Origin of the sequence: Streptomyces sp. NPDC047886 (assembly GCF_043204435.1) — a bacterium.
GTDB lineage: Bacteria > Actinomycetota > Actinomycetes > Streptomycetales > Streptomycetaceae > Streptomyces.
Genome location: NZ_JBIDCF010000001.1, coordinates 86,402 through 111,548, shown reverse-complemented (window position 1 = coordinate 111,548; position 25,147 = coordinate 86,402). Strand labels below are relative to the sequence as shown.

Below are 25,147 nucleotides of genomic sequence, written 5' to 3'. Positions count from 1 at the left end.
AGCCCGCGCGGGACCGGGCGGTGTGAGCCCGCGCGGGCCGGGACCGGGGCGCTACAGGGCTACAGGGCCTGGGCGGCGGGCTTGACCATGCCGCGGACCGTGCGGGACTTCACGAAGTCGCCCATCGCCGTCATCTCCCACTCGCCGGAGAACTGGCGGATCAGCTTGCACATCATGACGCCGGTCTGCGGCTCGGCGTTCGTCAGGTCGAAGCGGACCAGCTCCTCGCCCGTCGCCGCGTCGAGCAGGCGGCAGTACGCCTTGGCGACCTCCGTGAACTTCTGCCCCGAGAAGGAGTTCACCGTGAAGACCAGACCGGTCGCCTCGGCGGGCATCCGGCCGAGGTCGACGGTGATCACCTCGTCGTCACCGGCGCCCTCGCCGGTCAGGTTGTCGCCGGAGTGCTTGACGGCGCCGCCGAGGATGGTCAGCTTGCCGAAGTAGCAGCTGTCCAGGTGGTTGCGCTGCGGGCCGTACGCGATGACCGAGGCGTCCAGGTCGATGTCCTTGGCCCGGTACGCGGGCTCCCAGCCGAGGCCCATCTTGACCTGGGTCAGCAGCGGGCGGCCGCCCTTGACGAGGGAGACGGTCTGGTTCTTCTGGAGGTTGACCCGGCCCTTGTCGAGGTTGATCTTCCCCGACGCGGCGGGGGCGGCCGGTGCGGCGGGCGCCGGGGGAGCGGGGGGTGCGGCGGGTGCCTGCGCGGGCATCGGCGGAGCCACCGCCTGGGCGGGCGCCTGCGGGGGAGGAGCCGGTGCCGCCGCGGGCTCCTCGTCGACCGAGACGCCGAAGTCCGTGGCGATCCCGGCCAGCCCGTTCGCGTACCCCTGGCCCACCGCGCGGGCCTTCCACGCGCCGCCCCGCAGATACACCTCCACCACCACGAGCGCGGTCTCGGCGCCGAGGCGCGGTGGCGTGAACGTGGCGAGGACGCTGCCGCTGTCGGCGTCCCGGATGGTCGCGGTCGGTTCGATGCCCTGGAACGTCTGCCCGGCGGCGTCGGGGCTCGCGGTCACGACGATCTTCTCGATGCCGGCGGGCACGGCGGTCGTGTCCACCACGATCGCGTCGGGCGCCGCACCGCCGCCGGGCCGGTGGGTGACACCGGGGCCGGACGGCTGGTTGTAGAAGATGAAGTCGTCGTCGGAGCGCACTTTGCCGTTCGCGGTGAGCAGCAGGCCCGATACGTCGAGCCGCACCGGGGCGGAGACGTCCACCGCCACACGGGCGGCGGCGAGAGGGATGTTCGAGCCGGGGGTCATAGCTGTCATGCCTGGCGTAACGATCGAGGGCGCTTTACCGTTCCCTTACCTACGGCCGGACGAATTATCCTTCGGCCCCGTGGGCGGAGTAATCGCATTTCGTACGGGGGACGTGGATGAGGCGCGCCATGAGATCGGCCGGCGGTTCTACGCCAACTCCATGGACGTCATCGAGGAGCGGGAACGTTCCTTCCAGGCGCGTTTCGACACGGTGACCCTGGGGTCGCTGGTGGTCGGGGACCTCAGCTGCGGCGCCGACGTGCGGATGCGCTTCGGCGAGCTGGGCGCCTACCAGGTGAACGTGCCGCTGAGCGGCAGGCTGGAGTGGCGGCAGGGTTCCGGCGCCCGGTCGACGGCGACCCCCGAGGTCGCGGCCGCCCTCGATCCGGCTGGTGACGTCCGGGTGGACCGGTGGGCGGGCGACTGCCGGGTGCTCGCCGTGAAGATCGAGCGGACGGCGCTGACGGGCCGCCTGGAGGCACTCCTCGGCCGCCCGCCGCACCACTCCCTCGTGCTGCGACCGGACCTGGACGTCACGGGCGGACGCGGCCGCGACTGGGCGAGGCTGGTGTGTCGGCTGGCCCGCGAGGCGGTCGAACCCCAGGGGCTCGCGCAGCACCCGCTGGTGGCCCGCCCGCTGGAGGAGGCCCTGCTGACGGGGTTGCTGCTGGCGGCCGACCACCCCTACCGCGAGCTGCTGGAACGGCCGGAGCGTGCGCTGCGCCCCGCACCGGTCAAGCGGGTCATGGACGCCGTACAGGAGCGCCCCGAGTACCCGTTCACCACCGGTGAGCTCGCCGAGCTGGGCAGGGTGAGCGTGCGGCGGCTCCAGGAGTCGTTCCGCGCCCATGTCGGCATGACCCCGATGGCGTACGTACGGGACGTCCGGCTGGCCCGGGTGCGCGAGGCGCTGCTCGGCGCCGAGCCGGGCGCGGCGACAGTCGGCGAGACGGCGTGGCGCTGGGGGTTCACGCATCTGGGACGGTTCGCCGCCCAGTACCGGGACAAGTTCGGTGAGACGCCCTCACAGACCCTCAAATCCTGAGGCGGGCCCTCGCGTCGCGCGGCGGACGCGCCACCGCCTCACCCGGCGTCCACCGGTCCGGTGAGGTGGTCCGCGTTCCGCGGACAGCGGCCGCGCGCAGCGGATCGAAGATCGTTGCCCCGGGCTCGTACTGTGCTCGGGTCGTGGGCGCGTCCGGCCGTTCGAGCCGTGTCGTGACGAGAACGACGAGTACGAAGAGTCCCTCCTCGGTACTCGACGCCCCGCGTGACAGGGGTCCGGCCTGGCTCCCCCCGCTTGGCTCGGCCGGCCCCCGCGTCCCGTTCCGTTCCGTTCCGCGACGGGTCAGCGCGGCCACTGGGGCGGGCGGGTGCAGAAGTGGCCGCCCAGGTGGGCGTGGTCGGGGTTGTCGTCGTCCAGTTCGCCCTGCTCCGCGATGAGCTTGGCCGCGTACGGCTCGGAGTCGTCCCGTGGCTCGTACCCCAGCGCCCGCGCGGACGACAGGTCCCACCACAGCCGGGTGTTGGCGGACGAGCCGTACACGACGGTGTGCCGGACGGCCTCGGCGGTGAGCGCCGCGTGGAAGAGGCGGGCGGCGTCGTCCGGGCTCATCCACACCGACAGCATCCGTACGGAGGTCGGCTCGGGGAAGCACGAGCCGATCCGTATGGAGACGGTCTCCAGGCCGTGCAGGTCCCAGTAGAGCTGTGCCAGGTCCTCGCCGAAGCCCTTGGACAGGCCGTAGAAGGTGTCGGGGCGGCGGGGCGTGTCGACCGGGATGGGCGCGTCCCCCGCGCGCGGGCGCGGGGTGAAGCCGACCGCGTGGTTGCTGGACGCGAAGACGATCCGGCCGACGCCCTCCTCGCGGGCCGCCTCGTACAGGTTGTACGTCCCTTCGATGTTGGCGCGCAGGATCTTCTCGAAGGGGGCTTCCAGGGAGATGCCCGCGAGGTGGATGATCGCGTCGACGCCCCTGACGGCCTCGCGCAGCGCCGCCTTGTCGGTGAGGTCGGCGGTGACGGCGTCCGGTTCCCCCTCGACGGGTGCCACGTCGAGGAGGCGGAGCTCATAGCCGTACGCGGGCAGCAGGTCCCGCATCAGTGTGCCGAGACCTCCGGCGGCGCCGGTGAGCAGGACGGTGCGGACAGCGGGCATGGGCGGGGTCTCCTCGATCCGGCGCGGCGACGCAGAGGGCGAACTCGGCCGCAGCTCAGGAATGTGGACCGAATTCACATGCGTGGACACGCTAGAGAGTGCGCCGGGACACCGTCAAGGTGGGTTCCCCGTCGTCAACTCCGCCTGTGGATCGCGGAATTTCGCCTTGACCCGTCCAGCGCGGCTGCCCTAGCGTGGTCATGTTCAGAAATATGGACACTGATCAGAAGTGTGCACAACGTGCGGAACGGGAACTGTGCCCGACGGGAATTGTGCACGACGGCCTTGCCCAGGGAGCGCCCGTGACCCCAGCCCCGCTCGCCGACCGACTCGACGGCCCGCCGCCGTCGGCCGGGGACACCGCTCCGGACGGTGGTGTCCGGTGAGAGCCTCCGCCTTCGTCTACCCGTGGGATGTCCTCGGCGACCCGGACGCGGCCCGCAGGATCGCCGACCTCGGCGTCCAGCAGGTCACCCTGGCGTCCGCGTACCACTCCACCCGGGCCGTGACCCCGCGTCACCCGCGCCACCGGTTCGTCACCGCCGAGTACGCCGCCGTGCTCTACCCGCCCGACCCCGGCCGCTGGGCCCGCCACGCGCTGCGGCCCCACGAGGCCGGTGACTGGGCCCCCGGCGACGCCTACGGCGAGGCCGCGCGGGCCCTCGCGGACGCCGGGCTCGACGTGCACAGCTGGGTCGTCCTGGCCCACAACTCCCGGCTCGGCGCCGAGCACCCGGACACCTCCGTCGTCAACGCGTACGGCGACCGCTACCCGTGGGCGCCCTGCGTCGCCCGCCCCGACGTGCGCGCCTACCTGGTCGAGCTCGCGGCGGAGGCCGCCGCACGGCCCGGGGCGCGCGGCACCGAACTGGAGTCCTGCGGCTGGTACGGCATGAGCCATCTGCACGCGCACGACAAGATCGGCGGTGTTCCGCTCGGCGAGGCCGGCCAGTACCTGATGTCGCTGTGCTTCTGCGCCGTCTGCCGAGCCGGATACGCGGCGCGGGGCGCCGACCCCGACGAGACGGCCGCCACCGTGCGGCGCGCCCTGGAACCCGCCTGGGCCGGGGGCGGAAGCCCCGAGGCGGGCTGGCCGTCCGTCGAGAGGCTGCTGGGCGCCGACCTCGCCGCGGCCACCCTCGCGTGGCGCACCGCGGCCGCCCGCGCCTTCCAGGAGGCGGCCGTCGCCGCGGTGCGGGCGGCCGCGCCCGAGGGCTTCCAGGTCCTGCTGCACGCCGACCCGGCCGCGTACCGCACCGGCGCCAACCCGGGCGTGGACCCGGCGCACCTGCTGGGCGTCGCCGACGGGGTCGTCCTGCCGTGCACGGGCGGCGGAGCGGACGCGGTGCTCCCGCCGTTCGCCGCGCACGCGGGCCCCGGCACCGTCCTGGCGGCCAACTTCACGGTGGTGACCGGCATGGGCGGCGCGCCCGGCCGGCTCGCCGCCGACGCCGCGCACGCCGCCGCGCTCGGCGCCACCGAACTGCGCCTGTATCACGCGGGCCTGGCGTCCGGGCCCGACCTGGCGGAGGTCGCCTCCGCGCTGCGCGCCCTGCGCTGACCGGCGTCCACGCCTGCGCTGCCCGGCGTCTACGCCCGTGCTGCCCGGCGCGCACCCGTGCTGACCGGCGCGCGCACCCGTGCTGCCCAGGCCGCCCGTACCCGCGCCCAGGCTGTCCGTACCCGGGCTGCGCAGGCCGTCGTACCCGTGCTGCCCAGGCCGCCCGTACCCGCGCCCAGGGTGTCCGTACCCGGGCTGCGCAGGCCGTCGTACCCGTGCTGCCCAGGCCGTCCGCGCCGAGTCGGCGGAGCCGCGTCGCCGACCGGAACGCGCCCGTGTCCGGCGCGAACAGCGGCGTGCTCGCCGTGGCGGCGGTGCGGCCGATGACCCCCTCCGGGATCCGGCGCCGCACCGCCGTCGTCGCTGTGCCGTGTCCGCCTTCCGGCACTCGTCTCCCTCGACCCCTCGGCGTTCCGGCGCACTCCGGGCCCCGAGCCTCCGGCGCGCGCGGCCCCGATGCCCAAGCGACCAGTTCTGTCAGAAGCGTTGACGAATCCCCGGCGCCGCCCTACGTTCGTCGCCGTCGTACTTCGTACGTCATATATGAGACGCGATACGCGAGATATGAGAGCCCGTATGGCCTTCGCCGCCCCCACCCCGATTCCCTCCCGCACCCAGTTCGTGCTGGAGTCGATCAAGCACGCCATCCTGACCGGCCAGCTGCCACCCGGCAGAGCACTGGTCGAGACGGAACTGGCCGCGCAGTTCGGGGTGTCCAAGACCCCGGTGCGCGAGGCGCTGAAGACCCTCGCGGGGACCGGGCTCGTGGTGATGAGCCAGTACAAGGGCGCTACCGTCCGTACCGTCGACGCGGCCATGGCGCGCGAGGTCTACGACGTACGGCTGCTGCTCGAACCCGAGGCGCTGCGCCGCACCATCGTCCGGCGGGCCTCCCTCGACGCCGCGGGCCAGGCGCTGATCGACGCCGACGGCGCCGCCGACCAGGCCGAACGGTCCCTCGCCAACCGCGAGTTCCACCGCGCCCTGTACCTGCCCTGCGGCAACCCGCTGCTCGCCAGGATGCTCGACGAGGTCCGCGACCAGGCGGCACTCGTGTCGACGGTCGCCTGGAGCGCCGAGCCCTCGTGGCGGCGGGAGGCCGACGAGCACCGGGAGATCCTCCGTCTCGCACTGGCCGGGGACGCCGACGGCGCCGTCCAGGCCCTGTACGACCACATCGCCTCGTTCGTCCGCCGGGCGTTCCCCGAGAACGACACGGACCCGCTCACGGACCCGGACGGCGCGAAGTGACCCAGCTCTCCGTAGAAAGGCACGTCCGTATGGACCACTCAGCCCTCCGGGCGGCCCTCGCCGACGTCGTGGCGATCCCCGTGACCCCGTTCACCGAGGACGGCGACATCGACAGGGCGGCCCACCGCTCCCTGGTGCGCCGGCTGCTCGACGGCGGGGTACGGACCCTCACCCCGAACGGCAACACCGGCGAGTTCTACACCCTCACGCCGGAGGAGCGCCGCACCGCGATGGAGCTGGCGGCCGAGGAGGCCGCAGGCGACGCCGTGATCGTCGCCGGGGTCGGCCATGACGTCCCCACCGCCGTCGCCGCCGCCCGGCACGCCAGGGACCACGGCGCCCGCATGGTGATGGTCCATCAGCCCGTACACCCGTACGTCTCGCAGGACGGCTGGCTGGACTACCACCGGGCCATCGCCGACGCCGTCCCGGACCTCGGCGTCGTGCCGTACATCCGCAACGCCGCGCTGCGGGGCGAGCGGCTCGCGGAGCTGGGCGAGGCGAGCCCCAACGTCATCGGCGTGAAGTACGCGGTGCCGGACGCCGCCCGGTTCGCCGCCTTCGCCCGCGACGCGGGCCTCGACCGCTTCGTCTGGGTCGCCGGCCTCGCCGAGTTGTACGCGCCCGCCTACTTCGCGTGCGGCGCGACCGGCTTCACCTCCGGACTCGTCAACGTCGCCCCGGCCGTCTCCCGCGCCATGCTGGACGCCCTGCGCGCGGGCGACTACCCGGGCGCCATGACGGTCTGGGAGCGGATCCGCCGCCTGGAGGACCTGCGGGCCGCCGACAACTCCGCCCACAACGTGTCCGTCGTCAAGGAGGCCCTGTTCGCGCTCGGCCTGTGCCGCCGTGACGTCCGCTCGCCCGCCAGCGAGCTCCCCGACGACCAGCGCGCCGAGGTCGCCGCCATCGTCAAGGGCTGGGCGGGGGAGGGGTGGGGCATATGACCGCCACCGGACACGGCGCGACCGCCGGACAGACCACTCCCGCCACCGCGTCGCACGAGACCACCACCACCGGCCACGACGCCGCAACCACCGCGCACGACACCACCACCGGCCACGCCCCCGTCACCACCGGCCACCCCCCCGTCACCACCGGCCACGCCCTCGTCACCGCGCACGGCGGCGCCGGCCGGCGCAGAGCGCCCGAGGAGCTGCGCAGCCACCAGTGGTACGGCACGGACGGGCTCCGCTCGTTCAGCCACCGGGCCCGCACCCGGCAGCTCGGCTACCTGCCCGAGGAGCACCTCGGCAAGCCGGTCATCGCGATCCTCAACACCTGGTCCGACATCAACCCCTGCCACGTGCACCTACGCGACCGCGCCCAGGCCGTGAAGCGGGGCGTGTGGCAGGCCGGGGGCTTCCCGCTCGAATTCCCGGTCGCCACCCTCTCCGAGACCTTCCAGAAGCCCACCCCCATGCTCTACCGCAACCTCCTCGCCCTGGAGACGGAGGAGCTGCTGCGGTCCTACCCGGTCGACGGCGCCGTGCTGATGGGCGGCTGTGACAAGTCCACGCCCGCCCTGCTCATGGGGGCCGCGTCCGTCGACCTGCCGACCGTGTTCGTCCCGGCCGGACCGATGCTGCCGGGCCACTGGCGGGGCGAGGTGCTGGGCTCCGGCACGGACATGTGGAAGTACTGGGACGACAAGCGCGCCGGGCTCATCGGCGACTGCGAGATGGCCGAGCTGGAGAGCGGTCTCGCCCGCTCGCCCGGCCACTGCATGACCATGGGCACCGCCTCCACGCTGACGGCGGCCGCCGAGGCGCTGGGCGTCACCATGCCGGGCGCCTCCTCGATCCCGGCCGTCGACTCGGGACACGACCGGATGGCCGCCGCCGCCGGGCTGCGGATCGTCGAGCTCGTGCACCAGGACCTGCGGCTGTCGCGGATCCTGACCCGCGAGGCGTACGAGGACGCCGTCACGACCGTGCTCGGGCTCGGCGGCTCCACCAACGCGGTGATCCACCTGATCGCCATGGCGGGCCGCTCCGGGGTGACGCTCACGCTGGACGACTTCGACCGGATCGCCCGCACCGTGCCGGTCCTGGCCAACCTCCGGCCCGGCGGCCGCCACCTGATGGAGGACTTCCACTTCGCCGGCGGACTCCCCGGGTTCCTGGCGCGGTTGACCGATCTGCTCCACCTGGACCGGCCGACCGTCGCGCACGCCACGCTGCGCGAACAGCTCGACGGCGCGCTCGTCCACGACCCCGACGTCATCAGGACCCGCGACAACCCGCTCGCCGACGAGGGCGGTCTCGCCGTCCTGCGCGGCAACCTCTGCCCCGACGGCGCCGTCATCAAGCACATCGCCGCCGAACCGCACCTGCTGAAGCACACAGGACCCGCCGTCGTCTTCGACGACTACCGGACCATGCAGCGCACCATCGACGACCCGGCCCTCGGCATCACGCCCGACCATGTGCTGGTACTCCGCAACGCGGGCCCCAGGGGCGGCCCCGGCATGCCGGAGTACGGGATGCTGCCGATCCCCGACTACCTGCTCAAGCAGGGCGTCCGGGACATGGTGCGGATCTCCGACGCCCGGATGAGCGGCACGAGTTACGGCATGTGCGTCCTGCACATCGCCCCCGAGGCGTACGTCGGCGGCCCGCTCGCCCTCGTCCGCACCGGCGACCTCATCACCCTCGACGTCGCCGCGCGGACGCTGCACCTCGACGTGCCGGACGAGGAGCTGGACCGCCGCAGGGCGGCGTGGACACCGCCGCCCGCCCGGTACGGGCGCGGCTACGGCGCCCTGTACGACGAACAGATCACCCAGGCCGACACCGGCTGCGACTTCGCGTTCCTGGCCAGGGCGGGCGACGTGCCCGACCCCTACGCGGGCTGAACCCGCACGCCGGCGGGCGGGGGCCGGGAGCGGGGGAACGACCCCGAGCCCCCTCTGTCCGGCATCTCGAACGCTATCCGGCAACCGCTTCCTGCCCGGCGCGGAGCGACCCGCACCGCCCGCACCGCAGCACCACACGATGAACGGAGACATGTCATGGCCCAAGCCGCAGCCGTGGCTAAACCACCCCGGGCCGCTCGGCGCCGCACGGGAGCCGATCCACGCCGCCTGCCGTATCTGCTGATCGCGCCCGCCGGTCTGCTGATGCTCGGCTTCATCGCCTACCCCGTGCTGAGCGTCTTCTACTACAGCCTCCAGCACTACAACGTCACCAAGCCCTGGAAGAACGGCTACGCCGGCTTCGACAACTTCACCCGCATCTTCACCGAGGACCCGCTCTTCTGGTCCACGCTCGGCTTCAGCGCGAAGTGGGTGATCGTCCAGGTCGGCCTCCAGCTCGCCCTCGGCCTGGTCCTGGCGCTGCTCGTCAACCAGACCTTCGTCGGCCGGGGCATCGCCCGCGCGCTGGTCTTCTCGCCGTGGGCGGTCTCCGGCGTCCTCACCACCACCATCTGGATGCTGCTGTACAACCCGTCCACCGGACTCAGCCGCTACCTCGCGGACGTCGGCGTCGGCGCGTACGGCACCTCGGTGCTCTCCGACACCGGCACCGTCTTCTGGGCGGCCGTCGTCGCCGAACTCTGGCGCGGTGTGCCCTTCTTCGCGATCCTCATCCTCGCCGACCTCCAGTCCATCCCGAAGGACCTGTACGAGGCGGCCTCCGTCGACGGAGCCGGGCGGATGCGGCAGTTCCTCCACATCACCCTGCCGCACCTCAAGGACGCGATCATCCTGTCCACGCTGCTGCGCGGCGTCTGGGAGTTCAACAACGTCGACCTGCTCTACACCCTCACAGGCGGCGGCCCGGCGGGCGTCACCACCACGCTTCCGCTGATGATCGCGAACACCGGAATCGAGGGCCACGACTTCGGTTACGCCTCCGCGCTGACCACCGTCGCGTTCGTGATCCTCCTCTTCTGCTCGATCCTCTATCTGCGCCTGAGCAAGTTCGGAGGCGACCGCTCATGACCGCCGCACTCGCGGAGAAGGGCACCCACGCCCCGGTGCCCGTGACCGACACCCCGGCGCCCCCGTCCGCCCCCCGCAGGCCGAAGCGGGAGCGCGCCTTCGACGACGTACCGCGCTGGCAGATCTACCTGCCCCTCGGGCTCTACCTGCTCTTCACGCTCGTCCCGTTCTACTGGATGCTGCTCTTCGCGCTGCGCCCCGCCGGATCCACCTCGCTGGTGCCCTGGCCGCTCACCTTCGAGCACTTCGACAAGGTGTGGAACGAGCGCAGCTTCGGGATCTTCTTCCAGAACAGCATGCTCGTCGGCCTCGCCACCCTGGTCACCACCACCCTCGTGGCCCTCACCGGCGGATACGCGCTCGCCCGGTTCAACTTCCGGATCAAGACCGGCTTCATGCTGGCGCTGCTGTGCTCCCAGTTCATCCCGGGCGCGCTCATGCTGGTCCCGCTCTTCGAGATCTTCCGCAACCTGCAGATGATCAACTCCCTCGGGAGCGTCATCATCGCCGAGACCGTCTTCCAGCTGCCGCTGTCCATCATCCTCATCAGCGGCTTCATCAAGAACGTGCCGGTCTCCCTGGAGGAGGCCGCCTGGGTGGACGGCTGTTCCCGCTTCCGCGCGTTCTGCGCGGTGGTCCTGCCGCTGCTGCGGCCCGGCCTGATCGCCGTCGGCTCGTTCGCCTTCGTCCACAGCTGGAACCACTTCCTGTTCGCCCTGATGTTCCTCAGCGAACAGGACAAGCAGACGATCCCCGTCGGACTCAACACCCTGATCGGCGCCGACAGCGTCGATCTGGGCGCCCTCGCGGCGGGCGGCGTCATCGCCGCCGTCCCGGTCGTCATCGTCTTCGCGTTCATCCAGAAGTGGCTGATCACCGGATTCAGCGCCGGCGCGGTGAAGGGCTGATCCCCATGACTCACACCCCCGTCCCCGTCGTCCTCGCGGGCGCCCGCGGCCACGGCCGCTGGCACCTGCACAACATCCACCGCCTCGAACAGGCCGGGCTGGTACGCCTGGCCGGGATCTGCGAACTGCGCCCCCTGACCGCCGAGGAACTCGACGGCTTCGGCACCCCCGCCCAGTCCGACGACTTCGGTGCCCTGCTGGACTCCACCGGCGCCGGTGCCGCCGTCGTCTGCACGCCCATCGACACCCACACCGAGCTGGCGCTCGCCGCCGCCCGGCGCGGCGTGCACCTCCTGCTGGAGAAGCCGCCCGCCCCGTCGTACGCGGAGTTCCTGCGCATGGCGGACGGAGTGCGCGCCGCCGGAACCGTCTGCCAGATCGGTTTCCAGTCGCTCGGCTCGCACGCCCTGCCCGCCATCGCCGCGCTCGTCGCCGACGGCGCCATCGGCGAGGTCACCGGCATCGGCGCCGCCGGGGCGTGGGCCCGCGACGAGGCGTACTTCCGCCGCTCCCCGTGGGCGGGGAAGCGCCGCATCGGCGACACCGACGTGGTCGACGGCGTCCTCACCAACCCGCTCGCCCACGCCGTCGCCACCGCGCTCGCCCTGGCCGGCAGCCCGCACGCCGAGGACGTCGCCGACATCCGCCTGGAGCTGGCGCACGCCAACGACATCGAGGCCGACGACACCTCCTGCGTACGGATCACCACCGCGAGCGGCGTCCCCGTCACCGCCGGGGTGACCCTCTGCGCCGAACAGCCCGGCGAACCGTACGTCCTGGTCCACGGCCGCCACGGCCGCGTCACCTTCTGGTACAGGCAGGACCGGGTCCTCGTCCAGCGGGCCGGACACGGACCGGACGAGACCGTCCACGGCCGCACCGACCTCCTGGAGAACCTGGTCCACCACCTCGGCCGGGGCGACGAACTCCTGGTTCCCCCGCACCGCACCGGCGCCTTCATGCGCGTCGTCGAAGCCGTCCGCACCGCCCCCGAGCCGCGCCCGCTCCCCGCGGGGACCTGGCACACGGAGCCCGGCGAGAGCGCACCGCGCCGGGTGGTGAAGGGCGTCGACGGCCTCGTCCACGCGAGCGCCGACACCCTCTCCCTCTTCTCCGAACTGGGCGCCCCCTGGGCCGTCCCCACCGAGGTGAACGCCCCGTGACCGACTCCCTGGTCCTGCGCTGCGCGAGCCGCCCCGTCGGCCGCTACACCTTCCGCCCCGACCTGCCCGCCACGCTCTCCCCCCGTCCCTACCTGCACCCGGTCACCACCCTCGGCGGCGTCCCCGTCACCGAGGACCGGCCCGACGACCACCGCCACCACCTCGGCGTCTCGGTCGCCGTGCCCGACGTCGGCGGCAGCAACTTCTGGGGCGGCCGCACCTTCGTCCGCGACCGGGGCCCGACCGAGCTCGACAACCACGGCCGACAGCGCCACGACGGCTGGAAGCTGCGCGACCCGGACGGCTTCGTCCAGGACCTCACCTGGGTCGCCGGCGGCCGCGAACTGGTCAGGGAGCGCCGCACCGTCGCGGCCACCCCGCTGACCGCCGACGCCTGGGCACTGGACTTCACGTTCTCGCTCACCAACCCCGGCCGTGAGGAGCTGACCATCGGCTCCCCGGCCACCAACGGCCGCCCCGGCGCCGGGTACGGGGGCTTCTTCTGGCGCGCTCCCAAGGCCCCCGCCGGGGCCCCGGCGCCCGCCGTCTTCAGCGCCGACGCCGACGGCGAGGACGCCGTGCACGGCCGGACGTCCGACTGGCTCGCCCTCACCGGCGACACCTGGACGCTCGTCTTCGCCGGGGCGACCGACGACACCCGCGACGACCCCTGGTTCGTACGGACCGATGAGTACCCGGGCGTCGGCTCGTCGCTCGCCTGGGACGGCCGGCTCGCCGTCCCGGCGGGCGGGACCGCCGTACGGCGGATCGTGACCGTCGTCGCGGACGGCGTACTCGACGCGGCTGCCGCCGGGCGACTCGTAGGGAAGGCACTGTCATGAGCCCGCCGCCCCCGCCCGTGTGGACCGCCGACCTCGGCGACGGCACCTACCGCAACCCGGTCCTCAACGCCGACTGGTCCGACCCCGACGTCGTCGCCGTCGGCGAGGACTTCTACCTGACCGCCTCCAGTTTCGGCCGCGTCCCCGGGCTGCCCCTGCTGCACTCCCGCGACCTGGTCAACTGGACGCTCATCGGACACGCCCTTGAACGGCTCGAACCCGCGGCCGACTTCGCCGCGCCCCGCCACGACCGGGGCGTGTGGGCACCGTCCCTGCGCCACGCCGACGGGCGCTTCTGGATCTTCTGGGGCGACCCCGACCACGGCGTGTACCAGATCAGCGCCGAGCACATCAGGGGCCCCTGGACGGAGCCGCACCTGCTGAAGGCGGGCAGGGGCCTGATCGACGCCTGCCCCCTCTGGGACGAGGAGACCGGCGACGCGTACCTCGTGCACGCCTGGGCCAGGTCACGGTCCGGGGTGAAGAACCGGCTCACCGGGCACCGCATGAGCCGCGACGGCCGCACCCTCCTCGACGACGGCAAGGTGATCGTCGACGGCGACCGCCTCCCCGGCTGGTTCACCCTCGAGGGGCCCAAGCTGTACCGGCACGACGGCTGGTTCTGGATCCTCGCCCCCGCCGGGGGAGTGGAGACCGGCTGGCAGGGGGCGTTCCGGTCGCGGGACTTCTTCGGCCCGTACGAGGAGCGGACCGTCCTCGCACAGGGCCGCACCGACGTCAACGGCCCCCACCAGGGCGGCTGGGTGCGCACCCCGGCCGGTGAGGACTGGTTCCTGCACTTCCAGGCGCGCGGCGCGTACGGGAGGGTCGTCCACCTCCAGCCCATGGCCTGGGACGCGGAGGGCTGGCCGGTCATGGGCGACGCGGGCGAACCCGTCGCGGCCCACCGCAAACCGGTCGCCCCGCCCCAGCCCGTGGAGGCTCCCGCGACGGACGACGCGTTCCCCGGCGGCCGGTTCGGACGCCAGTGGCAGTGGACGGCCAATCCCCCGCGCTCCGAGCCTCGCCCGAACAGGGGGGACCCGCAGCCCGGCTGGACCGTCGGGCACGGCGGCGACGGGCTGCGCATGGTCTGCGTACGCACCGGCGACGCCCACGACCTGCGGCGGCTGCCGCACGTGCTCACCCAGCGGCTCCCCGCCGAGACGTTCACCGCCGAGGTCGTCCTCACCCTCGACAGCACCGAACCGGGCGCCAGGGCCGGGTTCGCCGTCCTGGGCGACGCGTTCTGCTGGCTCGGCCTGGAACGCGGCGGCGACGGAGCCGTGCGCCTCGTGCACCGGTTCGCCGAACCGGTCGCCGAGCGGGAGCGGGACGCCGCGCACCCCCGGCCCGCCCCGCACGGCCGGGTACGCCTGCGGGTCGAGGTGTCGCCCGGGGCACGGTGCCGGTTCTCCTACGACACGGGAGACGGGTGGCGGCCGACGGGACCCGTCTTCGCCGCCACGCCGTGGCGCTGGGTCGGTGCGCTGCTCGGCCTGTTCGCCGCCGCGCCCGAGGGCCGGGGCGGCGCGGGCACCGCCACGTTCCGGGACTTCCGCGTCACCTGACGCGCCTGCCCCGCCCCCCCGCAGACCCCCGCAGTAACCCCCCGCAGTGCCCACCCCCCCGCAGTACCCACCCCCACCGCAGCACCCCCCGCAAGCGCCCCCACACCCCCGCACGACCCGCACTCAGAGAGAAGAGCCGACCATGACCATCTCCAGAAGCTTCCCAGGGCGTACGGCATCGGCGGTCGCCCTGACCGCCACGCTCGCGCTCACCGCCACCGCGTGCGGTGACGACGGCAGCGGCGGCACCGGCGCCGAGGGCTCCGGCAAGGGCACCATCACCTTCTGGGACAACAACGGCGGTGTGCGGACCGCCGTCTGGCAGGAGATCATCAAGGACTTCGAGGCGAAGAACCCCGACATCACCGTCAAGTACGTCCCCATCCCGAGCGAGGACGTGCAGTCGAAGTACGACACCGCCATCGCCGGCGGCGGCCTGCCCGACGTCGGCGGCGTCGGCGCTGCCTACCTGGCCAACATGGTCGCCCAGAACGCGCTCGACCCGGTCGGCGACCGCATCGAGGACTCGTCGCTCAACGGCAAGCTCGTGCCCACGATGGTGGAGTCGGTGAAGTCGGCCGGTGGCCGCGGCGACGAGATGTACTCGGTGCCGACCTCGGCGAGCAACGGCGTCCTCTACTACCGTACGGATCTGTTCAAGGCGGCCGGCCTGGCGGCGCCCACCACCTGGGACGCGTTCTACACGGCCGCCGAGAAGCTGACCGACGCCAGGAACAACAAGTTCGGCTACACCATCCGGGGCGGCTCCGGCTCCATCGCCCAGGCCCTGGACGCCGTGTACGGCCAGTCCGGGATCACGGAGTTCTGGAACGGCGACAAGACGACGGTCAACGACCCGAAGAACGTCGCGGCGCTGGAGAAGTACGTCGGGCTGTACAAGAAGACCACGCCCGAGGCCGACGTCAACAACGACTTCAAGAAGATGAACGCCCAGTTCGACGCGGGCACCATCGCCATGATGAACCACAACCTCGGTTCGTACACCGACCATGTGAAGGCGCTCGGCAAGGAGAAGTTCGCCGGCATCCCGAACCCGCTCGGACCGGACGGCGTCCGCGTCCAGGTCTCCAACCCGGTGGACGGCCTCGGCCTCTTCAGGACCGGCAAGAACAAGGCCGCCGCCTGGAAGTTCATCGAGTTCGCCGCCTCGCACGCGTCCAACAGCAAGTGGAACGAGTCCGCGGGCGCCATCCCGTCCAACACGGAGGCGGCGGCGGACCCGTGGATGAACGAGGCCGAGGCCACCAAGCTGGGCGCGCAGGCCCTCACCGACGGCAGCACCAAGATCGTGCAGCTGCCGTACTACCTGCCCGACTGGAACAAGATCAGCAAGTCGGAGAACGAGCCCAACTTCCAGAAGGTGCTGCTCGGCTCGATGAGCGCGAAGGAGTTCCTGGACAGCCTCGCCGGCCAGCTCGACGAGGCGCAGGCCGAGTGGACGCGCCAGAGCAAGAGCTGACAGGCCCGACAGGCCCCCTGAACCGGCCGGCGGCGGTCCGGGTCGCGCCCCGCCGCCGGCCATCCCCCCCCGTACGAGAGTGAGGCACGACGACGTGTCCCTGAGCCGCAGACAGACGGTGGCGGCCCTCGCCGCCCTCCCCCTGGCCGCCACGGCGACGACCGCCACGGCCGACGCCGCCACGGCGACGACCGCCACGGCCGACGCCGCCACCGCGACGACCGCCACGGCGAGCGCCGCCGCACAGCCCGCCGCCGCACTCGGCACCCGCACCCTCTACATCGCCGGTGACTCCACGGCCGCGCAGAAGTACGCGGACGCCGCACCCGAGACCGGCTGGGGCATGGCCCTGCCCGAGTTCCTCACCCCCCGCCTCCAGGTCTCCAACCACGCGGTGAACGGCCGCAGTTCCAAGAGCTTCCTGGACGAAGGGCGGCTGGAGCCGATCCTGGAGTCCATCCGCCCCGGTGACCTCCTCCTGATCCAGTTCGGCCACAACGACCAGAAGTCGGCCGACCCCGCCCGCTACACCGAGCCCTGGACGACGTACCAGGAGCAGCTCCTGCGGTACGTGACCGGCGCCCGCGCCCATGGGGCGCGGCCGGTGCTGCTCACCTCGGTGGAGCGGCGCAGGTTCGACGCCGCGGGCAACGCCGTCCCGACGCACGGCGAGTACCCGGCGGCGATGCGGGCGCTCGCCGCCGACCAGGACGTGGCCCTGGTCGACATCCAGACCGCGTCCCTGGCCGAGTGGCAGCTGCTGGGCCCGGAACCGTCCAAGCGGTACTTCAACCACCTCGCGCCCGGAGAGTCGCCCAACTACCCGGACGGCCGCGAGGACAACACCCACTTCCGCCCGCGCGGCGCCGTCGAAGTGGCGCGCCTCGTCGCCCGCGGCCTGCTGCGGGCCGGGGTGCTCCGCACCCGCGATCTGCGCCGGCTGGACGACCCGGTCCCCGCGGACCGCATCACCTGGCCGACGGCCTGACCGCCCCACCCACCCCACAGGAGCCGCAATGCACACCCAGATCTGTCATGCCCGCGCCATGGTCGCGTCCCTCGCCGGCTGCACCGCGCTGGTGCTGACCCTCACCGCCACCGCGACCGCCCCCGCGACCGCGGCCGAGACCGGCGGCCGGGACCTCGGCCGCCAGACCCTGCCCGCCGGCGACGGCTGGGCCTCCGCCGACGGAGGCACCACGGGCGGCGCGGCCGCCACCGCCGAACACATCCACACGGTCACCACCTGGGCCGAGTTCCGCGCCGCGCTCGCCGCCGACGGCGACGCCCCGAGGATCATCCGGGTCGTGGGCACCCTGAACGCGACCGAGAACGGCTGCGAGTCGTTCGAGGCCGACGGCTACGACTTCGCCCGGTACCTCGCCGACTACGACCCGGCCGTCTGGGGCTACGACAAGAAGGTCAGCGGCCCCCAGGAGGACCTGCGCGCCGCCTCGGCCAAGAACCAGGACAAGGCCATCAAGGCGTTCGTCCCCTCCAACACCACCATCATCGGCGTCGGCCCGAACGCCGGGATCACCGGCGGCAGCCTGCAGATCCGCGGCGTCGACAACGTCGTCATCCGCAACCTCACCGTGGAGAGCCCCCTCGACTGCTTCCCGCAGTGGGACCCCACCGACGGCTCCACCGGGGCCTGGAACTCCGAGTACGACGCCATGGTCGTGTACGGCTCCACGCACGTGTGGATCGACCACAACACGTTCACCGACGGCCGCTACCCCGACAGCTCGCTGCCCCGCTACTACGGCGAGATCTACCAGCAGCACGACGGCGAGCTCGACATCGTGCGCGGCGCCGACCTCGTCACCGCGTCCTGGAACGTCTTCGCCGACCACGACAAGACCCTGATGATCGGCAACAGCGACAGCGCGGGCGCCACCGACCGGGGCAAGCTGCGCGTCACCCTCCACCACAACCTCTTCAAGAACATCATCGAGCGCGCCCCGCGCGTCCGCTTCGGCAAGGTCGACACGTACAACAACCACTACGTCGTCCCGGCGAACGGCTACGGCTACAGCTTCGGCATCGGCATCGAATCCCAGCTCGTGGCGGAGCGGAACTCGTTCTCCCTGCCCGCGGGCATCGGCGCTGGGAAGATCCTCAAGAAGTGGAAGGAGGCCCCGGTCACCGCGGTCGGCAACTACGTCAACGGCCGTGCCGTGGACCTGATCGCCGTCCACAACGCCGAGATCCCGCAGGAGACCCTCCAGCCCGGCGCCGGCTGGACGCCCACCCTGCGCACGCGCGTCGACGACCCGCGCGCCCTGCCCGGCCTGGTCACCCACAGGGCGGGCGCCGGAAAGCTGCGCTGACCACGCCGACCGGACACCAGGCGAAGGCACCGCCGACCGGACATCAGGCGAAGGCACCGCCGACCGGCACCAGGCGAAGGCACCGCCGACCGACCCGCGAAGGATCACCATGCCCCCCACCCCCTCTCCCACCCCCTCCCCCTTCCCCTTCCCCACCCGCAGGGCACTGCTCCGAGCCGGGGCGGGCGTGGCCGGAGCCGCCCTGCTCGGCCTCGCCGCGCCCGCGACCGCCCGCGCCGGCTCCCCGGCCCCCTTCGGCCCGTACGGTTCGCCCGCGCAGCGTCTCGACTCCCGCACCCGCTACGTGGACCCGCACGGCCGCGGCGACCACACCACCGTCCAGGCGGCCGTCGACGCCGCGTCCGGCACCGGCCGCACCTTGGTCATCGCGCCCGGCACCTACCGCGAGACGGTGAGCATCACGGCGGCCCGCGCCGGTCTGACCCTCGTCGGGGCGAGCGACGACCCGCGCGACACCGTCATCGTGTACGACAACGCCGCCGGCACCATGAAGCCGGACGGCTCCGGTACGTACGGCACCAGCGGCTCGGCGACCACCACGGTGCGCGCCGACGGCTTCACCGCCTACCGGATCACCTTCGCCAACGACTTCCTGCGCGCGGACCACCCGGACATCACCGGGACGCAGGCCGTCGCCATCAAGGTGACGGGCGACCGTTCGGCGTTCCACCGGTGCCGTTTCCTCGGCCACCAGGACACCCTGTACGCCGACTCGGCCGCCCTGTCCGTCTTCGCCCGCCAGTACTTCGCCCACTGCCACATCGAGGGCGACGTCGACTTCGTCTTCGGCCGGGGCACCGCCGTGTTCGAGCACTGCAGGTTCCACACGCTCGCCCGCGACGTCCCGTTCACACCGAAGGGCATGGTGTTCGCCCCGTCCACCGCACGCGCCAACCCCTACGGGTACCTGGCCGTGAAGTGCCGTATCACCAGCGGCGCCGAGGACGCCGCGTACAAGCTGTCCCGCCCCTGGGTGCCGAGCTCCGACACCACCGCCAGGCCGTCGCTGGTCGTCCGTGACACCTGGATCGGCCCCGGTATCGACGCGGCGGCGCCGTACACGAACATGCGCGACGAGTTCCCGTGGCAGGCGCAGCGGTACGCCGAGTACCGCAACACCGGCCCCGGCGCGCGGATCGTCGTCCCCGAGAACCGTCCCCGACTCGACGCCGAGGGGGCCGCGTCGGCGACCCGGGACACGTACCTGGGGGACTGGCGGCCGTGGCGGAACCCGGAACGTTACATGGCGTAAACGCGGGCGGGCAGGTGGCGGCGCGACCATCGACGTACCCCACCCGCCGAGGAGTGCCGGTACCACGTCGGCACAGGCCCCCGACCGGCCGGCAGGCAGGCCGGGGGCCGTCAGCGGGCAGGCCGGGCCGTCAGCCGGCCGTCACCCGCCGCGCCCGGCCCTCGTACCGCAGCGCGACACCGGTGGCCGCCGCGCCCAGCCCCTCCCACAGCCCGACCCCCAGGAACCCGGCCGGCGCCCGCCCCGAGACGACGGCGGCTGTGAACACCACACAGGTCAGCATCCGGAACGGCACCGTCCACCGGAAGAAGGCGCGCCAGTCGGCGAGCGCCGCCAGCACGTAGTACACGCCCATGTTGACCGCCGCCATCGAGGAGGCGGTCACGAAGACAGGCGTGTGGTCCCCCTCCGCGCGGCGGGCGTCCGGTAGGGGTTCGAAACCCATGACCATGAGCAGAGCGTCCGGGGTGACCAGTCCCACCACGCCGAGGGACGTGGCGAGCAGGCCGAAGACGGCCATGGTCCAGCCGGACAGGGAACGGGGGCGGGGCAGCCGCACAGCGGTCCTTCCGTGACGCAGGGGCAGGGTGGCGCGGGGCAGGGTGGCGCAGGGCAGAGTGACGCGGGGGCACAGTGCGAACCCCCTGCCTATCGTGCGCCGCACGACGGCCCCGCACCGGGTCCCCGTAACGCGCCACCGGCACCGGCCGCCCACGCATCGCCACCACCGCCGCACCCGCACCCGGTCAGGACGCCAGCGCGGCGGCCATCATCTTCCGCGCGACCGGAGCGGCCAGCCCGTTGCCGCTGACCTCGGCGCGGGCGGCGTCGGAGTCCTCCACGAAGACCGCGACGGCCACCTCCTCACCGCTGTCGGCGTCCTTCGCGTACGAGGTGAACCAGGCGTACGGCTTCTCGCTGTTGTCGACGCCGCGCTGTGCCGTACCGGTCTTGCCGCCTACCTCCGCGCCGTCGACGCGGGCGTTGCCGCCGGTGCCGCGCTCGACCACCGTGACCATCGCGGACCGCAGCTGTCCGGCCGTGGAGGACGACACGATCCGCTCCGCCCCGCCCCCGTCCTCGTACGACTCCAGCGTGTCGCCGTCGGCGTCCACGACCCGGGACACCATGTGCGGCGCCGCCAGGACCCCGTCGTTGGCGAGGGCGGCGGACACCATGGCGATCTGCAGCGGCGTGGCCGTCACGTCGAACTGCCCGATGCCGGTCAGCGCGGTCTGCGCCTCGTCCATCCCGGCCGGGTACACGCTCGTGTACGCCCGTACCGGTACGTCCTGCTCCGCGTCGTTGAAGCCGAACCGCTCGGCCATCGCCCTGACCTTGTCCTGGCCCAGGTCGACCGCCATCTTGCCGAACACGTTGTTGCACGAGTACTGGAGCGCGGTGCGGATCGAGGCGTTCGCACACGGCGCCGACGGGTTCTCGTTCTTCAGGACCGTCCGCGTGCCCGGCAGCGTGTACGGGGCGGGGCTCGTCGTCGGCGCGTCGACCGAGCCGTACAGCCCGTCCTCCAGGGCGGCCGCCGCGACGACCAGCTTGAACGTCGAACCGGGAGCGACGGGCTGCCGGATCGCCCGGTTCGTCATCGGTTTCGCACCGTCGGCGACGAGCTTCCGCCAGGTGCCGCCGTCCGACGACCCGGCGATGGCCGACGGGTCGTACGAGGGCGTGCTCACCATGCCGAGGATCCGGCCCGTCTTCGGGTCGATCGCGACGGCCGCGCCCTTCTTGCCGCCGAGCGCCTCGTACCCGGCCTTCTGCACGGCCGGGTCGACGGTGGTCAGGACGTCGCCGGGCTCGGTCCGCTCGCCGGTCAGCGCGTCCAGCGGGTTCTTCAGCCGGGTGTCGGTGCCGTCGAGCACCTTGGAGTAGACGCCCTCCAGCTGGCTCGCCCCGTACGCCTGCGAGCTGAATCCGGTGACCGGCGCGTACAGCTCGCCCTCGGTGTAGGTCCGCTGGTACGCCAGATCGCCCCCTGTCGTCCGCTGCGAGCCGGTGACCGGCTTGCCGGCCACGACGATGTCACCGAGTGGCTGCGCGTACCGCGCCATGACGTTCCGCCGGTTGTTGTCGCTGTCCGCCAGGGCCTTCGCTTCGTACGCCTGCACCCAGGTCGCCCGCAGCAGCAGGGCGAACACCAGCAGCAGGGAGAAGACGGCCGCTCTTCTGATCGTCTTGTTCATCCCGGAGGAGGACGAGCGGGGCCGGGCGGTACGTTCCGATCCGCCCGTCTTCTCACCGAATCCTCATCTCACCGAACGCGCCGAACGGACCATCTCACCGAGCGTGCCGAGCGTGCTCGAGCGTGCCGAGCGCAACCGCCGCACCGAGCGCGTCGGCGCGGGCGCGCCCGCCGCGCCATCGGCCGCCCCTCACGCCGGCCGGATGAATCCCGACTCGTACGCGGCGATCACCGCCTGCGTCCGGTCCCGGGCGCCCGTCTTGGCGAGCACCGCCGCCACGTGGGTCTTCGCGGTCGCCGGGCCGACGGCGAGGCGCGCCGCGATCTCCGCGTTCGTCAGCCCCCGCGCCATCAGCCGCAGCACGTCCGCCTCCCGCTCGGTCAGCCGGGCCGCCCAAGGCGCCGCCGGGGCCGGGCGCGCCCGCGTCGCGAACTCGGCGGCCAGGCCGCGCAGCGCCGCCGGGTACAGCAGGGAGTCGCTGCGCGCGACCAGCCGTACCGCGCCGACCAGGTCCTCGGCCGCGGCCCGCTTCAGCAGGAATCCCGCGGCCCCGGCCCGCAGCGCCTCGTACACGTACGCGTCGTTCTCGAACGTCGTCACCACCACGATCCGGGGTGGCTCGTCCATGGACGCCAGGACGCGCTCCGTGGCCCGGATCCCGTCGATCTCCGGCATCCGTACGTCCATCAGCACCACGTCCGGGCGCAGCTCCCGCACCACCGACACCGCCTCAGCGCCGGTCGCGGCCTCGCCGACCACGGTCAGGTCGGGCTCGGCCTCCAGGATGACCCGCAGGGCGGTGCGCACCATCCGCTCGTCGTCCGCGAGGACCACGCGGATCACCGGCGGCCTCCCGTCAGCGGCAGCCGGACGGACAGCCGCCAGGTCGTCCCGTCGCCGACCGGGCCGGACGCGGCCCGGCCGCCGAGCAGTACGGCGCGTTCGGTGACGCCCCGCAGTCCCCGGCCGCCACCGGGCCGTACGACGGGGGCCCGTCCGGACAGCGGATTCTCCATCGTGATCTCCAACTCCTCGTCCTCCACCCGCAGGCGCAGCGACACCCGCGCGGCCCCCGCGTGACGCAGGGCGTTGCTCAGGCCCTCCTGCACGATGCGGTACGCCTCGCGCGACACCGGTCCCGGCACGGTGGACGGGTCGCCCACCGCCTCGTACGCCACCCGCACGCCGCTGTGCGCGAGCAGCACGTCCAGGCCGTCCAGCCCCGGACCCGACAGCCCCACCCCGTCCCCGTCCCGGTCCGGGGGCTCGTCCTGCTCGTCCCTGCGCAACAGCCCCAGCACGGAGTCCAGTTCGCCGACGGTGCGCCGGGTCGTCTCCTCGATCGCCGCCAGCGCCTCGCGTACGAAGGAGAGATCGGCGTCCGGGCCGCCGCCGTCCAGGACCCGCCGCGCCGCACCCGCCTGGAGGGTCACGGCGCTGAGCGCATGGCCCACGGAGTCGTGCAGCTCCCGGGCGAGCCGGTTGCGCACGGCCAGTTCGGCGGCCCGCCGCTCGGCCGCGGCCAGCCGGTCGGCGGGGGTCGGCCCGAGGAGCACGGGCGCCTGCCGGGCCAGCAGCGCCCCGGCCCCGGCCGCGGCCGCGACGAGCGCGACCAGCATCAGCAGCCCGGCGGGCACGCCGAGCGCCACCAGCCACCCCGCGTCGAGGCCGTAGTACGTGGCCAGGGCCGACTCCCGCAACCCGGCCGAGAACGGTATGGCCATGGTCGCCACCGCGAACGGCGGCAGCGCCAGGGTCGCCCCGCTGATCAGCCCGCCCAGGCCCACGTGGAGCGTGAACCAGCCGGCCGTACGGGCCCTCGCCGCCCGCGACCGCGCCGGGCCCTCCGCGAACCGCCCCGCCGGGACCCCGCACAGCGCCCGCGCCGCCGCCACCGACATCGGCCGGGTCAGCGGGAACAGGGCCGTGACGGCGGCGAGCGGCAGCGCGATCCCGTACGCCCCGAACTGGGCCGCCAGGGAGCCGCCGAACGCGGCCCCGTTCGCGACCGGCGCCAGCAGGACGAGCCCCAGCAGCCAGTACGGCATCAGCAGCGCGCCGCCCAGGATCAGATGCACCCAGCGCAGCCGTGCCCGCCGCCCCAGCAGCGCCCCGACGATCCGTCTCATCCGGCGCGCCGCCGCAGGAAGACGGCCACGCAGCCGGCCAGTGCCATCCCCGTGATCATCTCGCCAGCGTAGGTGAGCGTCAGCAGCGTCGAGGGTTCCTTCGCCGGATCGCTCACGGGCGTCATGGCGGTGAGCAGCAGCCAGCCGCCCCAGCAGCCCACGGCGGCGGAGCCGACCCACGCGAGTGCCAGAGGCACCTTCACCGGCAGCTTCGCCCGTAGCGGCCGGGCGCGCCGGAACAGGAGCGCCGCGACGCCGGCCACGGCGACCGCCGCGTACAGCGTCCGCGCCAGCTCCAGGGCGTGGAAGTCGGCCGTGCGCTCCCCGACCCGGGCGGACGTCAGCCCGGCCGTCATGCCGAGCGCCCACGCCAGGTGCAGCGCGGCCGGCACCAGCAGGGCGAGGGACGCCACCAGGGCGACCGCCCGTACGCCACGTCCGGACACGGCGGGGGAGAGGTCCCCTACCGAGCCCTGCCACAGCCGGCCCCAGCGGACCCGCGCGTACCGCGCGAACAGCGCGCCGAGCGTGAGGCCCTGCACGATGAAACCGCCGTAGACGACGGTGAACACCCACGGGTCGAGGAACGGCTCCGAAGGCCGGGACGCGAGCTGCTCCCCGTCCGCCAGCAGCCCGGCCAGCAGCTGCACCGGGTACCCCACCATGATCGGCACGAGCAGTCCGGTCGCGACCCACATCGGGAAGGCGAGCAGCCAGGCCCGCACGCCCATGCCCCATCGCTGGGTGAACAGCAGCGCCAGCACGATCACGGCGGCGTCCATCAGGACGGTGACGCCGTTGGCGACCGCGACCAGCTCCGGTCGCTCCAGCAGCACACTGCCCTCGGGGATGCCGATCCGGCTCCCGGTCAGCCAGGCGGCCTTCAGCCCGAGGTAGGGGACGCAGGAGGCGATGGCGAGGGCGCGCAGCACCCGGGTCGTGGTGCCGGGCGCGGCGGGGCCGCCGGGTGCGGCCGGTGCGCCGGACGCGGGGCGGGGGAGCGATGTCGAGGTCATGCCTCCACGCTGCCGGTCGGCGCCCGTACGGCACCTCCTCCCGCCGGGCGAAC

21 protein-coding genes are annotated in these 25,147 nt (G+C 73.2%); 14 read left to right on the top strand and 7 right to left on the bottom strand.

The features are described 5' to 3' along the window. Nucleotides 1–59 precede the first annotated feature (59 nt). The gene (locus ACGF5U_RS00530; RefSeq protein WP_392714416.1) at nucleotides 60–1,262 is read right to left on the bottom strand and encodes a TerD family protein; all 1,203 of its coding nucleotides are present in this window, start codon (nucleotides 1,260–1,262) and stop codon (nucleotides 60–62) included. Nucleotides 1,263–1,374: 112 nt separating this feature from the next. Here ACGF5U_RS00530 and ACGF5U_RS00525 point away from each other — a divergent pair, with 112 nt between their 5' ends. Next, nucleotides 1,375–2,307, top strand: coding sequence for an AraC family transcriptional regulator (locus ACGF5U_RS00525; protein WP_392818304.1), 933 nt, complete (start codon nucleotides 1,375–1,377; stop codon nucleotides 2,305–2,307). A 303-nt stretch (nucleotides 2,308–2,610) separates the two neighbouring features. Here the strand turns inward: ACGF5U_RS00525 and ACGF5U_RS00520 are convergent, their stop codons facing one another. After that, nucleotides 2,611–3,420 carry an NAD-dependent epimerase/dehydratase family protein gene (locus ACGF5U_RS00520; RefSeq protein ID WP_392714266.1) on the bottom strand — a complete coding sequence of 270 codons (810 nt, stop codon included), beginning with the start codon at nucleotides 3,418–3,420 and terminating at the stop codon, nucleotides 2,611–2,613. 382 nt (nucleotides 3,421–3,802) lie between these two features. On the opposite strand from ACGF5U_RS00520, the gene ACGF5U_RS00515 reads away from it, so the two are divergent. From ACGF5U_RS00515 to ACGF5U_RS00455, 13 genes are all read left to right on the top strand, one after another. Beyond that, nucleotides 3,803–4,981, top strand: coding sequence for a hypothetical protein (locus ACGF5U_RS00515; protein ID WP_392714268.1), 1,179 nt, complete (start codon nucleotides 3,803–3,805; stop codon nucleotides 4,979–4,981). Nucleotides 4,982–5,557: 576 nt separating this feature from the next. Then, nucleotides 5,558–6,232 (top strand): GntR family transcriptional regulator, encoded by a 675-nt coding sequence (locus ACGF5U_RS00510; protein WP_392714269.1) that lies wholly within the window; start codon nucleotides 5,558–5,560, stop codon nucleotides 6,230–6,232. Nucleotides 6,233–6,261: 29 nt separating this feature from the next. After that, complete coding sequence (locus tag ACGF5U_RS00505) at nucleotides 6,262–7,179, top strand: dihydrodipicolinate synthase family protein (protein WP_392714271.1); 918 nt, start codon at nucleotides 6,262–6,264, stop codon at nucleotides 7,177–7,179. Next, nucleotides 7,176–9,089 carry an L-arabinonate dehydratase gene (gene araD, locus ACGF5U_RS00500; protein ID WP_392714273.1) on the top strand — a complete coding sequence of 638 codons (1,914 nt, stop codon included), beginning with the start codon at nucleotides 7,176–7,178 and terminating at the stop codon, nucleotides 9,087–9,089. The genes ACGF5U_RS00505 and araD overlap by 4 nt, the downstream gene beginning before the upstream one ends. Before the next feature lie 156 nt (nucleotides 9,090–9,245). Beyond that, complete coding sequence (locus ACGF5U_RS00495) at nucleotides 9,246–10,178, top strand: carbohydrate ABC transporter permease (RefSeq protein WP_392714275.1); 933 nt, start codon at nucleotides 9,246–9,248, stop codon at nucleotides 10,176–10,178. Then, nucleotides 10,175–11,086 (top strand): carbohydrate ABC transporter permease, encoded by a 912-nt coding sequence (locus ACGF5U_RS00490; protein WP_392714277.1) that lies wholly within the window; start codon nucleotides 10,175–10,177, stop codon nucleotides 11,084–11,086. The genes ACGF5U_RS00495 and ACGF5U_RS00490 overlap by 4 nt, the downstream gene beginning before the upstream one ends. Before the next feature lie 5 nt (nucleotides 11,087–11,091). Continuing rightward, a complete protein-coding gene (locus ACGF5U_RS00485) occupies nucleotides 11,092–12,249 on the top strand; it encodes a Gfo/Idh/MocA family protein (protein WP_392714279.1) in 1,158 nt (385 codons plus the stop codon). Continuing rightward, nucleotides 12,246–13,091, top strand: coding sequence for a PmoA family protein (locus ACGF5U_RS00480; protein ID WP_392714281.1), 846 nt, complete (start codon nucleotides 12,246–12,248; stop codon nucleotides 13,089–13,091). The genes ACGF5U_RS00485 and ACGF5U_RS00480 overlap by 4 nt, the downstream gene beginning before the upstream one ends. Further along, nucleotides 13,088–14,662 (top strand): family 43 glycosylhydrolase, encoded by a 1,575-nt coding sequence (locus ACGF5U_RS00475; RefSeq protein ID WP_392714283.1) that lies wholly within the window; start codon nucleotides 13,088–13,090, stop codon nucleotides 14,660–14,662. Before ACGF5U_RS00480 ends, ACGF5U_RS00475 begins: the two co-directional genes overlap by 4 nt. A gap of 142 nt (nucleotides 14,663–14,804) precedes the next feature. After that, nucleotides 14,805–16,142: an ABC transporter substrate-binding protein gene (locus ACGF5U_RS00470; RefSeq protein ID WP_392714285.1), complete on the top strand. Its 1,338-nt coding sequence runs from the start codon at nucleotides 14,805–14,807 to the stop codon at nucleotides 16,140–16,142. Nucleotides 16,143–16,221: 79 nt separating this feature from the next. Beyond that, on the top strand, nucleotides 16,222–17,130 hold the full coding sequence (locus ACGF5U_RS00465) for a rhamnogalacturonan acetylesterase (protein ID WP_392714287.1): 909 nt from the start codon (nucleotides 16,222–16,224) through the stop codon (nucleotides 17,128–17,130). Between the two features lie 28 nt (nucleotides 17,131–17,158). Further along, complete coding sequence (locus ACGF5U_RS00460) at nucleotides 17,159–18,475, top strand: polysaccharide lyase family 1 protein (protein ID WP_392714289.1); 1,317 nt, start codon at nucleotides 17,159–17,161, stop codon at nucleotides 18,473–18,475. Between the two features lie 109 nt (nucleotides 18,476–18,584). Further along, nucleotides 18,585–19,748: a pectinesterase family protein gene (locus tag ACGF5U_RS00455; RefSeq protein WP_392714291.1), complete on the top strand. Its 1,164-nt coding sequence runs from the start codon at nucleotides 18,585–18,587 to the stop codon at nucleotides 19,746–19,748. Between the two features lie 130 nt (nucleotides 19,749–19,878). Here the strand turns inward: ACGF5U_RS00455 and ACGF5U_RS00450 are convergent, their stop codons facing one another. From ACGF5U_RS00450 to ACGF5U_RS00430, 5 genes are all read right to left on the bottom strand, one after another. Then, nucleotides 19,879–20,268 (bottom strand): hypothetical protein, encoded by a 390-nt coding sequence (locus tag ACGF5U_RS00450; protein ID WP_392714417.1) that lies wholly within the window; start codon nucleotides 20,266–20,268, stop codon nucleotides 19,879–19,881. 226 nt (nucleotides 20,269–20,494) lie between these two features. After that, nucleotides 20,495–21,949, bottom strand: coding sequence for a penicillin-binding transpeptidase domain-containing protein (locus ACGF5U_RS00445; RefSeq protein ID WP_392714293.1), 1,455 nt, complete (start codon nucleotides 21,947–21,949; stop codon nucleotides 20,495–20,497). Nucleotides 21,950–22,138: 189 nt separating this feature from the next. Then, nucleotides 22,139–22,759, bottom strand: coding sequence for a response regulator (locus tag ACGF5U_RS00440; RefSeq protein ID WP_392714418.1), 621 nt, complete (start codon nucleotides 22,757–22,759; stop codon nucleotides 22,139–22,141). A 29-nt stretch (nucleotides 22,760–22,788) separates the two neighbouring features. Continuing rightward, nucleotides 22,789–24,078, bottom strand: a complete 1,290-nt coding sequence (locus tag ACGF5U_RS00435; RefSeq protein ID WP_392714295.1) for a sensor histidine kinase — start codon at nucleotides 24,076–24,078, stop codon at nucleotides 22,789–22,791. Next, complete coding sequence (locus ACGF5U_RS00430) at nucleotides 24,075–25,094, bottom strand: hypothetical protein (protein ID WP_392714297.1); 1,020 nt, start codon at nucleotides 25,092–25,094, stop codon at nucleotides 24,075–24,077. The genes ACGF5U_RS00435 and ACGF5U_RS00430 overlap by 4 nt, the downstream gene beginning before the upstream one ends. Nucleotides 25,095–25,147 lie beyond the last annotated feature (53 nt).

Coding starts and splice junctions, on each gene's coding strand:
- ACGF5U_RS00530 (WP_392714416.1), bottom strand. CDS start 1,262: ATGACCCCCGGCTCGAACATCCCTCTCGCCGCCGCCCGTGTGGCGGTG.
- ACGF5U_RS00520 (WP_392714266.1), bottom strand. CDS start 3,420: ATGCCCGCTGTCCGCACCGTCCTGCTCACCGGCGCCGCCGGAGGTCTC.
- ACGF5U_RS00510 (WP_392714269.1), top strand. CDS start 5,558: ATGGCCTTCGCCGCCCCCACCCCGATTCCCTCCCGCACCCAGTTCGTG.
- ACGF5U_RS00505 (WP_392714271.1), top strand. CDS start 6,262: ATGGACCACTCAGCCCTCCGGGCGGCCCTCGCCGACGTCGTGGCGATC.
- araD (WP_392714273.1), top strand. CDS start 7,176: ATGACCGCCACCGGACACGGCGCGACCGCCGGACAGACCACTCCCGCC.
- ACGF5U_RS00495 (WP_392714275.1), top strand. CDS start 9,246: ATGGCCCAAGCCGCAGCCGTGGCTAAACCACCCCGGGCCGCTCGGCGC.
- ACGF5U_RS00490 (WP_392714277.1), top strand. CDS start 10,175: ATGACCGCCGCACTCGCGGAGAAGGGCACCCACGCCCCGGTGCCCGTG.
- ACGF5U_RS00485 (WP_392714279.1), top strand. CDS start 11,092: ATGACTCACACCCCCGTCCCCGTCGTCCTCGCGGGCGCCCGCGGCCAC.
- ACGF5U_RS00475 (WP_392714283.1), top strand. CDS start 13,088: ATGAGCCCGCCGCCCCCGCCCGTGTGGACCGCCGACCTCGGCGACGGC.
- ACGF5U_RS00470 (WP_392714285.1), top strand. CDS start 14,805: ATGACCATCTCCAGAAGCTTCCCAGGGCGTACGGCATCGGCGGTCGCC.
- ACGF5U_RS00460 (WP_392714289.1), top strand. CDS start 17,159: ATGCACACCCAGATCTGTCATGCCCGCGCCATGGTCGCGTCCCTCGCC.
- ACGF5U_RS00455 (WP_392714291.1), top strand. CDS start 18,585: ATGCCCCCCACCCCCTCTCCCACCCCCTCCCCCTTCCCCTTCCCCACC.
- ACGF5U_RS00450 (WP_392714417.1), bottom strand. CDS start 20,268: ATGGCCGTCTTCGGCCTGCTCGCCACGTCCCTCGGCGTGGTGGGACTG.
- ACGF5U_RS00445 (WP_392714293.1), bottom strand. CDS start 21,949: ATGAACAAGACGATCAGAAGAGCGGCCGTCTTCTCCCTGCTGCTGGTG.
- ACGF5U_RS00440 (WP_392714418.1), bottom strand. CDS start 22,759: ATGGTGCGCACCGCCCTGCGGGTCATCCTGGAGGCCGAGCCCGACCTG.
- ACGF5U_RS00435 (WP_392714295.1), bottom strand. CDS start 24,078: ATGAGACGGATCGTCGGGGCGCTGCTGGGGCGGCGGGCACGGCTGCGC.
- ACGF5U_RS00430 (WP_392714297.1), bottom strand. CDS start 25,094: ATGACCTCGACATCGCTCCCCCGCCCCGCGTCCGGCGCACCGGCCGCA.